This window comes from Gemmobacter nanjingensis, assembly GCF_014652195.1.
In the GTDB taxonomy this organism is placed as follows: domain Bacteria; phylum Pseudomonadota; class Alphaproteobacteria; order Rhodobacterales; family Rhodobacteraceae; genus Gemmobacter; species Gemmobacter caeni.
The window spans coordinates 47,313-61,168 of the sequence record NZ_BMYI01000011.1; the positions used below are offsets into that span (position 1 = coordinate 47,313).

Below are 13,856 nucleotides of genomic sequence, written 5' to 3' on the forward strand. Positions count from 1 at the left end.
CACGTGAAACATTTCGATGTCATTGTCATTGGCGCAGGTCATGCGGGCTGTGAGGCTGCGGCAGCAGCTGCGCGGATGGGTGCGCGCACGGCATTGGTAACGTTGCGAATGGCAGATATCGGCACCATGTCCTGTAACCCGGCCATTGGTGGGCTTGGGAAGGGGCATATCGTGCGCGAAATCGACGCGCTGGATGGTGTGATGGGCCGTGTTGCCGACCGTGCAGGAATTCAGTTTCGTCTGCTGAACAGGCGGAAAGGCCCGGCAGTGCAGGGGCCTCGGGCGCAGGCGGATCGCAAGATCTATCGGGCCGAAATGTTTGCAGCGCTTTCCAATTATGAAAATCTTGAGATTGTTGAGGGAGAAGTGGCCGATATCCTTGCCAGGGATGGCAAGGTTCATGGTGTCATGCTCGCAGATCAAAGCGAGATACTTGCGCGACAGGTGATCCTGACGGCGGGAACCTTCCTCAATGGCGTGATTCACATTGGTGATGTGAAGCGCAGTGCTGGCCGGATGGGGGACAGGCCTTCGATCCTGCTGGCGGATCGCCTTGCAGAGTTTGATCTGCCGCGCGGTCGGCTGAAAACCGGAACTCCACCGCGACTGGATGGACGGAGCATCGACTGGTCGATTCTGGACAGGCAGGAGGGCGATGCCGATCCGGTTCTGTTTTCCTTTCCCCACCGGAAACCTTTTGTCCGGCAGATCTCTTGCGGAATTACTCATACTAACGAGCAGACGCATGACATCATTCGGAAAAATCTGGATCGGTCAGCGATGTATGGGGGGCATATCGAAGGAGTAGGGCCGCGATACTGCCCCTCGATCGAGGATAAGGTTGTTCGTTTTGCTGACAAGACCAGCCATCAGGTGTTTCTTGAACCTGAGGGCCTGGATGACGATACGGTCTATCCGAATGGGATTTCCAGCTCCTTGCCGATTGAAGTGCAAGAAGCTTATGTGCGGTCCATCCGCGGGCTGGAGAACACCCGTATTCTTCAGCCGGCTTATGCTATCGAATACGATTTCTTCGATCCTCGCAGCCTGAAGCAGACGCTGGAAACGCGTGCGCTTCAGGGGCTTTACTTTGCCGGGCAGATCAATGGCACGACGGGATATGAAGAAGCTGCGGCGCAGGGGCTGGTTGCAGGCCTGAACGCTGCGGCGACGGCGCTGGGGCGCGATGCCATCATCTTCTCGCGCACCGATAGCTATATCGGCGTAATGATCGATGATCTCCTGACCTTCGGCGTCACCGAGCCATATCGCATGTTCACTTCCCGAGCAGAGTTTCGGTTGTTGCTTCGTGCAGATAATGCGGATCAGAGGTTGACAACGAAGGGCCGCGAGGCCGGTTGTATCAGCGATGAACGCTGGGCATTGTTTGAAACGAAGTCGAGGCAGCTTGCCCAGGGCCGTGCTGCGCTGTCTGCGTGTCAGGTGGCACCGAAAGAGGCCGTTGCCATGGGGATCAATGTGAGCCTGGAAGGGGGGCGGCGCTCGGCGTTGCAGCTTTTGACCTTCCCTGATGTTGGGCCGAATGATCTGCGTGGCCTGGCCGAAGATTTTGATAGTCTGCCGGATGATATCAAGATGCAGCTGCGCATTGATGCGCTCTATGATGCATTTTCGGATCGGCAGAAGACGGATGTGATGGCAATTCGGCAGGATGAGGGAAATATGATCCCACCCTCGCTGGATTACCGCGCCATTTCAGGGCTTTCGAATGAGCTGGCAGACAAGCTCAGCCGGATACAGCCGGCCAATATTGGTCAGGCAAGCCGGATCGAAGGGATGACGCCTGCGGCTTTGGTTCTGATAATGGCGCGGATTTCAAAAGAGAAACCTGAACGGATTGCCTCGTGACGCTTCCTGATGGTATCGGAGTAGATGTTTCACGTGAAACATCTGATGCGCTGACGCGGTATGTCAAGCTGCTGGAAAAGTGGAACAAGGCGATCAACCTCGTTTCAAAAGGAACGGTTGCCGATATCTGGACAAGGCATATTGCCGATTCCGCCCAGCTTTTCAGAATGCTGCCTGCCCAGGCTTCAAGTTGGGTGGATCTCGGCTCTGGTGGGGGTCTTCCGGGGCTTGTTCTGGCGATTCTGAGTCGCGATCTGGAGCGGGAGTTGAATTTTGTTCTGGTTGAATCTGACCAGCGAAAGGCAACGTTTCTGCGGCAGGTTGCGATGGAGCTTGCGCTTCCTGTAAAGGTTTATGCTTGCCGCGTGGAAAATCTGCCGGTGGAACTTCGTGCTGATGTCGTTTCTGCGCGCGCGCTGGCGCCTTTGACGGATCTTTGCACCTTGGCTTCACCGCTCCTCGCACCAGACGGGATATGTATTTTTCCGAAGGGCGAGACCGCCGGGCAGGAGATTGAGGCTGCAATGCAGCATTGGCACTTTGATCTTGTACGCTTCCCGAGTATCACAAGTGCGAACTCTGAAATCCTGAAACTTTCGAAGATCCGTCATGTCTGATCCCAGCCGACCGAAGCTTCCCCGTATCGTGGCGGTCACCAATCAGAAGGGTGGCGTTGGAAAGACGACAACCGCCATCAATCTGGCGGCCGGGCTGGTCGAACTGGGTGCCCGGGTGCTGGTGGTTGATCTTGATCCGCAGGGGAATGCGTCCACCGGCCTCGGGATTGAGGCACAAGACCGGGCAGTTACCACTTACGACGTGCTGCTGGATGATGTGCCGATCTCGGACGCGGTTCAGACCACAATCATCGAGAACCTGTTGATTTGTCCGGCCAACGCAGATCTTGCCTCGGCCGATATCGAGCTTGTAGCGAACGAGAAGCGCAGTTTTCTGTTGCACGATGCCTTGCGCGCCATCGATATCGACAATCTGAAGCTGGATTATGTCCTGCTGGACTGCCCACCCTCGCTGAGCTTGCTGACCGTGAACGCCCTTTGCGCCGCACATTCGGTGCTTATTCCTTTGCAGAGCGAGTTTTTCGCGTTGGAGGGCTTGTCCCAGCTCATGCTGACCATCCGCCAGGTCCGGGAGGCAGCAAATCCTGCCTTGCGGATCGAAGGGGTGGTTCTGACCATGCACGATGCGCGGAACAACCTTTCCCAGCAGGTTGAGGCTGATGCCCGTGCGACGCTGGGTGATCTGGTTTTCAAGACCATCGTGCCGCGGAATGTCCGCGTCAGCGAGGCGCCTTCTTATGCAATGCCGGTGCTGACTTATGATTCTGCCTCCAAGGGAAGCGAAGCTTATCGCGCCTTGGCTCTGGAACTGGCGGTGCGGCACGGATTAGCGCAGGAAAGGATCTGACGATGGAAAAGAAAGTTGAACGCCGTGGCCTTGGCCGTGGCCTTTCCGCGTTGATGGCCGATGTGAGCGTGAGCAACCCTCAGGAGGTTCCGGGAACCGCCCGAAAGCCGGATGTCCTGCCCATCGAGGCCATAAAGCCGAACCCGGATCAGCCCCGTCGCAGTTTTACGGATGGTGATCTGGAGGATCTTGCAGCGTCGATCCGTCAGAAGGGTGTATTGCAGCCGCTGATCGTAAGGCCGGTGGAAGCGGGATATGAGATTGTGGCGGGTGAGCGGCGCTGGCGGGCGGCCCAACTTGCAAACCTGCATCAGCTTCCTGTTCTGATCCGGGATTTCGATGACACGGAAGTGCTTGAGATCGCGATTATCGAGAACATTCAGCGCGAGGACCTGAACGCGATCGAAGAGGCTCTGGCTTTCCGGCAGCTGATGGACCGTTTTGGCCATACCCAGGAAAAGCTGGCAGAGGCGCTTTCCAAGAGCCGCAGCTATATCGCGAACCTGCTGCGGCTTTTGAACCTGCCCGAAGATGTGCAGCGGCATGTCCGTGACGGGCGGCTGAGCGCCGGTCATGCACGGGCACTGGTAACCCATTCCGATGCCTCTGCCATTGCGCAAGAGGTCATCGCGAAGGGCCTGTCTGTGCGGGAGACCGAAGAGCTGGTTCGGAAGGTTGGGGCGCCCGCTCGCAACCGGCGATCCGCTCAGGCCGGGGCATCGGAGAAAGATGCGGATACAAGAGCCCTTGAACTCGATCTGTCAGCGAATCTTGGAATGGGCGTGACCATCGCGCATGGGGTCGATGGTGAGGGCACATTGTCGATTCGCTATCGGTCGCTCGACGAGCTGGATTTGCTGTGCCAAACGCTTTCTGTCATGCGTCGGGACGTGTCCATATGAACAATGCAGCGGCGGCCATTGCGGTCGCCTGCAGGGCTAAGACGCGATAATCCAGCCCGATTGCCAGAGCCAGCAGTACGGAAGCAACCATTGAACCTGTGCTCAGCCGCTTCGCCCAAGGAGAAATCGCACCCCGCTCGCGCCAGGCCATAATAGGTGGCCCCAGCCTCGGATGCGAGATGATCCAGTTATGGAGGCGTTCTGAGGATTTCGAAAATCCGAATGCAGCAAGGATAAGGAATGGCACCGTGGGCAGGATCGGAGTGACAATGCCGATGACACCCAGGGCGAGGGCCAGCACTCCGAGCAGAAGCCAGAGAATGCGCATCTAAAGTGCCCCTGCCAGCTGCTCGATCACCGCATTCAGAAGCGGGCGACCCTTTCTTGTGACGCGCAAAGTGTCTGCTTGCAGGTCGATCATGCCCAGCTCACTCAGCTCGGCCAGCTTGCCGGCACGGATGGATGCGTGTGCCATAGCCTCCAGACGAGAAAGTGAGATACCGCTACCGAGCCGGAGGCCCATCAGGAGGTATTCGAGGGCGCAATCCATCTCTCCCAGCGGCTCCAGTTCCAGATTGCCTCGATCTTTGGCTGTTTCACACCATTGGACGGGCATCGGCTGCATCGTCGTGGCATAGCGAGTATCGCCAAGCGTCAGGCGACCATGCGCCCCGGGCCCGACGCCCGCATAGTCACCTGCCGACCAGTAAATCATGTTGTGCCGGGATTCAGTGCCAATGCGGGCGTGATTGGAAACCTCATAGGCAGGCAGCCCGGCTGCTTCCATCATGTCTTGTGTCACGGCGAAGAAATCTGCGCCCTGGTTCTCATCGGGAAGGCCCAACAGCTGTCCGCGTGCAAAGCGCTCGCCAAAGACAGTGCCTTGTTCAATTGTCAGCTGGTATAGCGACATATGGGAGGCGCCAAGTGCGATAGCCCGGGCAAGCTCCTTCTGCCAGCTTTCAAGGCTTTGGTTCTGGCGGGCATAGATAAGGTCGAAGGAAACGCGGTCAAACGTACCCTGCGCGATGTCAAGTGCGCGGAGCCCCTCTGCGACGGTATGCTTGCGGCCAAGCATTCGCAGGTCGGTGTCGTCCAGAGCCTGCATGCCGAGAGAAACCCGGTTCACGCCAGCCGTGCGATAGCCCTGAAAATTGGCCGCATCCACAGAGCCGGGGTTTGCCTCCAGCGTAATCTCGATGTCGTTCGCGAAGTCCCAGTGATCTGCGGCGCGTTCAAGGATCGCTGCCACGGTGTCCGGTCGCATCAGGGAAGGGGTCCCACCGCCAAAATAGATCGAATTGAGTACGCGCCGCCCTGTCATTGTGGCGACGCGATCAATCTCCTGTTCATAGGCGGCTGCCCAGGCACTTTGGTCGATCTTCCCGGCGACATGGCTGTTGAAATCGCAATAGGGGCATTTCGACTGGCAGAAGGGCCAGTGAAGATACAGCCCGAAGCCTCCGGACCGCCAGTCTTCCTTCGCAATTGGCGCGGTATCTGCGGGAGCCCGGGGCAGGGGATGTTTCACGTGAAACACTCCATGAGCTTATGGAATGCTCTGGCGCGATGGCTGATCCGGTTTTTTTCCCAGCGATCCATCTCACCAAAGGTCTGGCTGTAACCTTCGGGGATAAAAATCGGGTCGTAGCCATGCCCCTGATCCCCCCGTGGAGGCCAGCTGAGATGCCCCGGCATCTGGCCTTCGAACACTTCGTCATGGCCATCAGGCCAGGCGAGAACCAAGGTGCAGCAGAAGCTGGCATGATAAGGTGGCGCGGCGGCGATGCTGCAAAGCTCGTCTTGCACGCGCTGCATGGCCATCCCGAAATTCCTGCCATCCGGCGTTTCAGCCCAATCTGCCGTATAGACCCCGGGCGCGCCGCCCAAAGCCTGAACGGAAAGACCGGAATCGTCCGCCAGTGCAGGCAGACCGGCTGCCCGAGCGGCGGCGTGGGCTTTAATGCGCGCGTTTCCGACGAAGGTCGTCTCGGTTTCCGCAGGCTCTGCCAGCCCCAGATCTGCCGCAGAAACCACCGAGATGCCAAAAGGTTTCAGCAGGTCGGCGATTTCCTCGAGCTTGCCCTTGTTGTGGGTGGCAACCAGAAGTGTTTGATCCGAAAACTTCCGCATTATGCGATGGCCGAGTTCTGGATCGCGACAAGATCGGCAATGCCCCTCTCTGCAAGGTCAAGCAACTGTGCCATCTGCTCCCGTGAGAAGGTCGCGCCTTCCGCTGACATCTGAACTTCGATCAATCGTTGCGATCCCGTCAAAACGAAGTTGCCATCGGTGCCTGCGGCGGAGTCCTCGGGGTAATCCAGGTCGAGCACGGGTTGGCCTGCGTAGATCCCGCAGGAAACGGCGGCGACGTTGTCCATGATCGGATCGCTTGTCAGAAGGCCGGCCTTAAGAAGCTTGTTTACCGCAAGGCGCAAGGCGACCCAGCCGCCGGTGATAGAGGCACAACGTGTGCCGCCATCGGCCTGGATCACATCGCAGTCCACCACAATCTGCCGTTCGCCAAGCGCCGAGCGATCAATCCCCGCGCGTAGCGAGCGGCCAATCAGGCGCTGAATCTCCTGCGTCCGCCCGCCTTGCTTGCCAGCGGCAGCCTCCCGACGAGTGCGGCTGGTTGTGGCGCGGGGAAGCATGCCGTATTCAGCCGTTACCCAACCCAGTCCCGTGTTCTTCAGGAAGGGCGGAGTCTTGTCTTCGATTGTCGCGGTGCAGATGACATGGGTATTTCCCATGCGGATGAGGCAGGACCCTTCAGCATGCAACGAGACATTGGTCTCGATGCTGACTGCACGAAGTTGATCGAGTTTTCTTCCGGAAGGCCGCATCTTTGTCATCCTGTAATTGGGTGCCTTCAGGTATCGCCAGCCCTATATGGGATGCAACTGTTATTGACGCTGCCGCGTTCCCCACCTTTATTGAACTTCCAGTGATGCGGACAATGCCATGGGCTCGAACAGCAATATCCTGACCGAACTGAACCAGCGTTCGCGCGAGGTGTTTCGACGTGTAGTCGAAACCTATCTGGAATCAGGCGATCCGGTGGGCTCACGAACGCTGACCCGCGGCTTCTCTGAAAAGATCAGCGCCGCCACGATCCGCAATGTCATGCAGGACCTGGAATATCTTGGCCTTCTGAACAGTCCGCATATTTCGGCCGGCCGAATTCCGACGCAGCTTGGGCTTCGCATGTTTGTTGACGGGCTTCTGGAGGTTGGTGCGGTTGCCCATGCGGATCGGGAAATTCTGGAATCCACGCTGGGCCATGAAGCCCCTGATGTGGCGTCGACGCTGGATCGCGTGGGCGCTGCGCTTTCCGGGATTACGCGGGGGGCCAGTATTGTCCTTGCGCCGAAGCACGACGAGGCCGAAATCCGACATATTGAGTTCGTCAATCTCGGGCCGGGGCGGGCACTGGTTGTGCTGGTGCTTTCGGATGGCCAGGTTGAGAACCGCGTTTTTACCCCGCCGCCGGGGCTGACGCCTTCGGCGATGCGCGAGGCGGCAAACCTGCTGAACGCCCTTGCCGGAGGTAAAACACTCAGCGCACTGCGCAGCACAGTGCGTCGCGATATGGATTCCCGGCGACGTGAGATCGACACACTGGCCCAGGCGCTGGTCGAAAGCGGCATCGCGCTTTGGGAAAACGCCGGCGAAACCGGAGAGCGTCTGATCGTCCGGGGCCGCGCCAATCTGCTGGAGGGGACTCGCGAGGCGGATGATCTGGAGCGTGTTCGCCGTCTTTTCGATGATCTTGAACGCACGCGGGACCTGGCGGATTTCCTTGATCTTACAGAGCAGGGTGACGGGGTTCGAATTTTTATTGGCTCAGAGAACAAACTCTTTTCACTTTCGGGTTCCTCTCTGGTGGTCTCTCCCTATATGAACGCTGATCGGAAGATTATCGGTGCGGTGGGTGTGATCGGGCCGACGCGTCTGAACTATGGGCGTGTCGTTCCGGTTGTCGACTATACGGCCCAACTGGTGAGTCGGTTGGTGTCGGATCGCGGCCGAGGTTAGAAGTGACAAAGGATATGAAGATGGCTGATGAAAGTGCATCGAGCCCTGAGCTGAACCTTGAAGAACTGGAAGAGTTCATCGGTGCGGATGAGCTTGAGGCGATCCGCGCTGAGCGTGATGCGTTTCGCGACAAATTCATGCGCGCGCTTGCCGATGCGGAGAACGCCCGCAAGCGCGGGGAGCGTGATCGTCGTGAGGCCGAGCAATATGGTGGTTCGAAACTCGCCCGCGACATGCTTCCGGTTTACGACAATCTGCGCCGGGCTCTGAATGCCGTGCCCGAGGAAAACCGCGCCCAGTCTGCCGCTCTGATTGAAGGCATCGAACTGACCTTGCGCGAACTGCTGGGCGTGCTTAACAAGCATGGTATCTCTCTGATCGTGCCCGAAGTGGGTGAAAGCTTTGACCCGCAGATGCATCAGGCAATGTTCGAGGCACCGCTTCCGGGAACGAAGGCTGGTCAGATCATTCAGGTTCTTACCGAAGGCTTCATGATCCACGACCGCCTTCTGCGCCCTGCGCAAGTCGGCGTCAGTTCGAATATCGCAGGCTAAATTCTGCTTTGTTTCACGTGAAACATCGGGGCGGTGGCTATTCAGCCAGCGCCTTTTTCAATTCATAAACCAGATTGAGCGCCGCCATCGGTGTCAGTTCATCCGGGTTAACCGATTTCAGCCGCTCTTCCAGCGCCGATTCCTTCGGCGGGGCGGGCGACACGGGTGGTGCAATGCGGAAGAGCGGCAAATCATCGACCAGCGTTCTGCGCCGGTTTCCGCCATCCCGATCCCCCGATTCCAACGCCTCAAGAACCACCTTTGCACGCTCGATGACCGGCTCGGGCAGCCCCGCGAGCTTGGCGACCTGCACGCCATAGGAACGGTCCGCCGCGCCGCGTCGCACTTCATGCAGGAAAATCACATCGCCTTTCCATTCCTTGACGCTTACCGTCGCATTCTCCACGCCGGGCAGCTTCTGGGCGAGTGATGTCATCTCGTGGTAATGGGTTGCGAACAAAGCACGACAGCGGTTGGCATCGTGCAGATGTTCAAGTGTGGCCCAGGCAATCGAAAGGCCATCATAAGTCGCCGTCCCCCGGCCGATTTCATCCAGTATGACAAAGGCCCGGTCATCTGCCTGGTTCAGGATCGCCGCCGTTTCCACCATTTCGACCATGAAGGTTGATCGCCCGCGCGCGAGATCGTCCGAGGCACCGACGCGGCTGAACAGCTGGCTTACCAGGCCGATATGAGCCTTCGCGGCGGGAACGAAGGAGCCCGACTGGGCCAGTAGCGCAATCAGCGCATTCTGGCGCAGGAAGGTCGACTTACCAGCCATGTTGGGGCCCGTCAGCAGCCAGATCGCGGGGGCGTCGCGTGCGGTCAGCGCGCAATCATTGGCAACGAAGGCTGCGGCGCCCTGGCGTTGGAGTGCTCGTTCCACAACCGGATGCCGACCGCCTTCAATCAGGAAGGCATGGCTTGCATCAACCCTGGGCCGGGTCCATCCTTCGCCGGATGCGAGATCTGCGAACGCGGCTGCAACATCCAGCTCGGCAAGGCCCGCCGCGGCAAATCCGATCGGGCCGGCAGCAGACAGTATAGCCGTACGCAACCTGTTGAAATGGTTCTTCTCCAGCTCAAGCGCATGATTGCCAGCGTTCAGGATGCGGGTTTCCAGTTCACTCAGCGGAAGCGTCGTGAAGCGGACCTGGTTCGCTGTGGTCTGCCGGTGAATGAACTTTTCGTTCAGCGGTGCCGACATCATCTTTTCAGCATGCGTTGCTGTGACTTCGATGAAGTAACCAAGCACATTGTTATGTTTGATTTTCAGGCTCTGTACGCCTGTTTCGGCGGCATAATCGGCCTGCATCCCGGCGATCACGGCCCTGCCTTCATCACGAAGTTTCCGCGTCTCGTCGAGATCGGGGTCAAAACCGGCTGAAATAAAGCCGCCATCCCGGGCCAGAAGTGGCGGATCCTCTACAAGAGATTGATCTAAAAGGGAAATTATGTCCTCATTTCCGGTCAGTGATTTTGCGGCCTGGGTCAGAAGACCGTCGTCCACCCCTGCCACGAGACTGGCAATCAATTGCGCCTGCGACAGCCCGTTCCGGATTGCAGCCAGGTCGCGCGGGCCGCCCCGATCCAGCGCAAGTCTCGAAAGCGCACGATCCATGTCCGGTACACGGCGCAGCGCCTCGCGTAACTGATTGCGCAACCCTGACTGGGCCAGCAGGCAGTCGACGGAGTCGAGTCGCCCACTGATAACGTTCAGATCGCGGGAAGGGGCCGACAGCCTGCGTTCCAGCAGCCGCGCCCCGCCTGCGGTCGCTGTCCGGTCGACGGTTTCAAGAAGTGAACCCGCGCGGCCGCCAGCGAGGGCAGAGGTGATTTCAAGATTGCGGCGGGTCGCAGCGTCGATCAGCATTGCGCCGCCCAGTGCCTCGCGCACCGGCGGGCGCAGCAGCGGCAGCTTGCCTCGCTGGGTCAGGTCCAGATAGTCGACGAGCGCGCCCATGGCAGACAGTTCTGCGCGCCCATAGGTGCCGAAGGCATCCAGCGTCGCAACCTGCCACAGCGCGCACAGCCGCCGCTCCGCCCCGGCAGAGTCGTAAGAGGCGCGCGCGACTTCGGTCACGGCAGCACCAAGATCCGTCGCCACCGAGGTTACCGGCGTATCACTGGCATCGCTGACCAGAATTTCACGCGGCATCAGACGCGCCAGCTCAGGTGCCAGACGGGCGCGGGCACAAGGCATCACCCGTAACTCGCCTGTGGAAATGTCGGTCCAGGCGAGCGCACCCTCGTCACGCACCTCTGCCCAGGCGCAAAGAAAGTTATGCCGCCGCGCCTCCAGCAGGGAATCCTCGGTGAGTGTTCCCGGCGTGACAAGCCGGACGACATCGCGCCGCACCACGGATTTTGAGCCGCGCTTTTTCGCTTCGGCGGGATCTTCCATCTGCTCGGCAATTGCCACGCGAAAGCCCTTGCGGATCAGCGACAGCAAATGCCCCTCGGCGGCGACCACCGGCACACCGCACATCGGGATTGGTTCGCCCAGATGAAAGCCACGCTTCGTCAGCGCGATGTCCAGCGCCTCGGACGCCGCAACAGCATCATCAAAGAACATCTCGTAGAAGTCGCCCATCCGGTAGAACAGGATCGCATCGGAATACTGCGCCTTAATCTCCAGATATTGCGCCATCATCGGCGTCACGCTGTCGTCGGTCACACTGGTCCCCTTCCATCGGCAAGGGTGACCCTACAAAAGGCGAAACCCGGCGAAAAGCGGCAAACCGCAATTGGCACAGGGTCGCGGGGGCGGTAAGAGGGCAGGATAACCCCACAGGATGGCCCCCTGATGACCAAGACCAAGATTACCCCCGAAGAGGCGCTCGCATACCATCTGGAACCGCGCCCCGGCAAATACGACATCGTCGCCTCGACCCCGATGGCCACCCAGCGCGACCTGTCGCTGGCCTATAGCCCGGGCGTGGCCGTTCCGGTGCAGGCCATCGCGGAGCGGCCGGAGACGGCATACGATTATACGGTGAAGGGGAATATGGTCGCGGTCGTCTCGAACGGCACCGCCATTCTGGGTCTGGGCAATCTGGGCGCGCTGGCCTCTAAGCCGGTGATGGAGGGCAAGGCCGTCCTGTTCAAGCGTTTCGCCGATGTGAACGCCATCGATATCGAGCTGGATACCGAAGACCCGGACGAGATCATTCAGGCCGTTCGCCTCATGGGGCCGACCTTCGGGGGGATTAACCTCGAAGACATCAAGGCGCCGGAATGCTTCATCATTGAACAGCGGTTGAAAGAGATCATGGACATTCCGGTGTTCCATGACGACCAGCATGGCACGGCCGTGATTTGCGCTGCGGGTCTGCTCAATGCGCTCGAAATCAGCGGCAAGAAGATCGAGGATGTGAAGATTGTCCTCAACGGGGCCGGGGCAGCGGGGATTGCCTGTCTGGAACTGCTGAAGGCCATGGGGGCCAGGCATGACAACTGTATCATGTGCGATACCAAGGGCGTGATCTGGCAGGGCCGGACTGAGGGCATGAACCAGTGGAAGTCGGCCCATGCGGCGCGCACTGATGCCCGCACTCTGGAAGAGGCGATGATGGGGGCCGATGTTTTCCTTGGTGTTTCGGCCAAGGGTGCGGTGACGCCGGAGATGGTGGCTTCGATGGCCGATAATCCGGTGATCTTCGCCATGGCCAACCCGGACCCCGAAATCACGCCGGAAGAGGCGCATGCGGTCCGGGCTGATGCCATCGTGGCGACCGGGCGCAGCGATTACCCCAATCAGGTCAATAACGTTCTGGGCTTCCCCTATCTGTTCCGGGGCGCGCTGGATATTCATGCCCGCGCCATCAATGACGAGATGAAGATTGCCTGCGCCAAGGCGCTGGCTGCCCTCGCGCGCGAGGACGTGCCGGACGAGGTGGCAATGGCCTATGGCCGCAAGCTCAGCTTCGGGCGCGACTACATCATCCCCACGCCCTTCGACCCCCGCCTGATTCATGTCATACCGCCTGCCGTTGCCAAGGCAGGCATGGATACCGGCGTTGCGCGTCGGCCGATCATTGATCTGAAAGGGTATGAGGCAAGCCTTAAGGCCCGGATGGACCCGACGGCCTCGATCCTTCAGGGTGTGCATGCCCGCGCCAAGGCGGCGCAGGCGCGGATGATCTTTGCGGAGGGTGACGACCCGCGCGTCCTGCGCGCGGCGGTTGCCTATCAGCGGTCAGGCCTGGGCCGCGCGCTGGTGGTCGGTCGCGAGACGGATGTCCGCGAAAAGCTGGAAGCCGCCGGGCTTCAGGATGCCGTGCGCGAACTGGAGGTGGTGAATGCCGCCAATTCCCGACATCTCGACCAGTATCGGGATTTTCTTTACAAAAGGCTGCAACGTCAAGGGTTTGATAGCCACGACATCCGCCGTCTGGCCACGCGTGACCGGCATGTTTTCTCGGCCCTGATGCTGGCCCACGGGCATGGCGATGCGCTGGTAACCGGGGCCACCCGCAAATCGGCGCATGTGCTGAACCTGATCAATCACGTCTTTGATGCAAAGGCCGCGGATGGCGCGGTGGGCGTGACAGCCCTGCTGAACAAGGGGCGGATCATCCTGATCAGCGATACGCTGGTGCATGAATGGCCGGAACCGGAAGACCTCGCCACGATCGCCATTCGGTCGGCGGGTGTGGCGCGCAGCCTTGGGATCGAGCCGCGCGTGGCCTTCGTCAGCTTCTCGACCTTCGGTTATCCGGTCTCGGAGCGTGCGACCAAAATGCACGAGGCGCCCAAGGTTCTGGACCGCATGAAGGTCGATTTCGAATATGATGGCGAAATGACCGTGGATGTGGCGCTGAATGCGCAAACCATGGCGCAGTATCCGTTCTGCCGCCTCTCTGGACCTGCCAATATCCTGGTTGTTCCAGCGCGGCATTCGGCCTCGATCTCGGTCAAGCTGATGCAGGAAATGGCCGGGGCTACCGTGATCGGGCCGATTCTGACCGGGGTCAAAAAGCCGATCCAGATCTGCTCGACCAATTCGACGGTGAATGACATTCTGAATATGGCGGCCCTTGCCGCCTGCAATATCGGCTAAGGGCGG

The 13,856-nt window shown here is 59.5% G+C and carries 12 protein-coding genes; 7 read left to right on the forward strand and 5 right to left on the reverse strand.

The window, feature by feature from the left end; translation table 11 throughout:
* Window positions 1-3: 3 nt before the first annotated feature.
* From mnmG to IE126_RS16545, 4 genes are read left to right on the forward strand one after another with little or no spacing between them, the layout of a single operon-like run.
* Window positions 4-1,869, forward strand: a complete 1,866-nt coding sequence (gene mnmG, locus IE126_RS16530; protein WP_189381643.1) for a tRNA uridine-5-carboxymethylaminomethyl(34) synthesis enzyme MnmG — start codon at window positions 4-6, stop codon at window positions 1,867-1,869.
* A complete protein-coding gene (gene rsmG, locus IE126_RS16535) occupies window positions 1,866-2,486 on the forward strand; it encodes a 16S rRNA (guanine(527)-N(7))-methyltransferase RsmG (RefSeq protein WP_229825600.1) in 621 nt (206 codons plus the stop codon). The genes mnmG and rsmG overlap by 4 nt, the downstream gene beginning before the upstream one ends.
* Window positions 2,479-3,294 (forward strand): ParA family protein, encoded by an 816-nt coding sequence (locus IE126_RS16540; RefSeq protein WP_054304184.1) that lies wholly within the window; start codon window positions 2,479-2,481, stop codon window positions 3,292-3,294. The genes rsmG and IE126_RS16540 overlap by 8 nt, the downstream gene beginning before the upstream one ends.
* Before the next feature lie 2 nt (window positions 3,295-3,296).
* Window positions 3,297-4,196 (forward strand): ParB/RepB/Spo0J family partition protein, encoded by a 900-nt coding sequence (locus IE126_RS16545; protein WP_189381644.1) that lies wholly within the window; start codon window positions 3,297-3,299, stop codon window positions 4,194-4,196.
* Here the strand turns inward: IE126_RS16545 and IE126_RS16550 are convergent.
* The 4 genes from IE126_RS16550 to rph are packed head-to-tail and all read right to left on the reverse strand — an operon-like array spanning window position 4,171 to window position 7,042.
* Window positions 4,171-4,524 (reverse strand): YbaN family protein, encoded by a 354-nt coding sequence (locus IE126_RS16550; protein ID WP_189381645.1) that lies wholly within the window; start codon window positions 4,522-4,524, stop codon window positions 4,171-4,173. The two genes, IE126_RS16545 and IE126_RS16550, sit on opposite strands and share 26 nt — an antisense overlap.
* Window positions 4,525-5,727: a radical SAM family heme chaperone HemW gene (gene hemW, locus IE126_RS16555; protein WP_229825602.1), complete on the reverse strand. Its 1,203-nt coding sequence runs from the start codon at window positions 5,725-5,727 to the stop codon at window positions 4,525-4,527.
* Window positions 5,724-6,329, reverse strand: a complete 606-nt coding sequence (gene rdgB / locus IE126_RS16560; RefSeq protein WP_108130355.1) for an RdgB/HAM1 family non-canonical purine NTP pyrophosphatase — start codon at window positions 6,327-6,329, stop codon at window positions 5,724-5,726. Before rdgB ends, hemW begins: the two co-directional genes overlap by 4 nt.
* Window positions 6,329-7,042: a ribonuclease PH gene (gene rph, locus IE126_RS16565; protein ID WP_108130356.1), complete on the reverse strand. Its 714-nt coding sequence runs from the start codon at window positions 7,040-7,042 to the stop codon at window positions 6,329-6,331. The genes rdgB and rph overlap by 1 nt, the downstream gene beginning before the upstream one ends.
* Window positions 7,043-7,160: 118 nt before the next feature.
* Between rph and hrcA the strand changes: the two genes are divergently transcribed.
* Together hrcA and IE126_RS16575 are read left to right on the forward strand one after the other, a co-directional pair.
* Window positions 7,161-8,234, forward strand: a complete 1,074-nt coding sequence (gene hrcA, locus IE126_RS16570; RefSeq protein ID WP_054304179.1) for a heat-inducible transcriptional repressor HrcA — start codon at window positions 7,161-7,163, stop codon at window positions 8,232-8,234.
* Window positions 8,235-8,254: 20 nt separating this feature from the next.
* A complete protein-coding gene (locus tag IE126_RS16575) occupies window positions 8,255-8,788 on the forward strand; it encodes a nucleotide exchange factor GrpE (protein ID WP_189381646.1) in 534 nt (177 codons plus the stop codon).
* Between the two features lie 37 nt (window positions 8,789-8,825).
* On the opposite strand, the gene mutS is transcribed toward IE126_RS16575, so the two are convergent.
* The gene (mutS, locus tag IE126_RS16580) at window positions 8,826-11,465 is read right to left on the reverse strand and encodes a DNA mismatch repair protein MutS (protein ID WP_108130357.1); all 2,640 of its coding nucleotides are present in this window, start codon (window positions 11,463-11,465) and stop codon (window positions 8,826-8,828) included.
* 129 nt (window positions 11,466-11,594) lie between these two features.
* Between mutS and IE126_RS16585 the strand changes: the two genes are divergently transcribed.
* The gene (locus IE126_RS16585) at window positions 11,595-13,850 is read left to right on the forward strand and encodes an NADP-dependent malic enzyme (RefSeq protein WP_054304177.1); all 2,256 of its coding nucleotides are present in this window, start codon (window positions 11,595-11,597) and stop codon (window positions 13,848-13,850) included.
* The last annotated feature ends 6 nt before the right edge of the window (window positions 13,851-13,856 follow it).

What these genes read in the sequence shown, in the direction of transcription:
- IE126_RS16540 (WP_054304184.1), top strand. Translation starts at nt 2,479, where the DNA reads ATGTCTGATCCCAGCCGACCGAAGCTTCCCCGTATCGTGGCGGTCACC.
- IE126_RS16545 (WP_189381644.1), top strand. Translation starts at nt 3,297, where the DNA reads ATGGAAAAGAAAGTTGAACGCCGTGGCCTTGGCCGTGGCCTTTCCGCG.
- IE126_RS16550 (WP_189381645.1), bottom strand. Translation starts at nt 4,524, where the DNA reads ATGCGCATTCTCTGGCTTCTGCTCGGAGTGCTGGCCCTCGCCCTGGGT.
- rdgB (WP_108130355.1), bottom strand. Translation starts at nt 6,329, where the DNA reads ATGCGGAAGTTTTCGGATCAAACACTTCTGGTTGCCACCCACAACAAG.
- rph (WP_108130356.1), bottom strand. Translation starts at nt 7,042, where the DNA reads ATGCGGCCTTCCGGAAGAAAACTCGATCAACTTCGTGCAGTCAGCATC.
- hrcA (WP_054304179.1), top strand. Translation starts at nt 7,161, where the DNA reads ATGGGCTCGAACAGCAATATCCTGACCGAACTGAACCAGCGTTCGCGC.
- IE126_RS16575 (WP_189381646.1), top strand. Translation starts at nt 8,255, where the DNA reads ATGGCTGATGAAAGTGCATCGAGCCCTGAGCTGAACCTTGAAGAACTG.
- IE126_RS16585 (WP_054304177.1), top strand. Translation starts at nt 11,595, where the DNA reads ATGACCAAGACCAAGATTACCCCCGAAGAGGCGCTCGCATACCATCTG.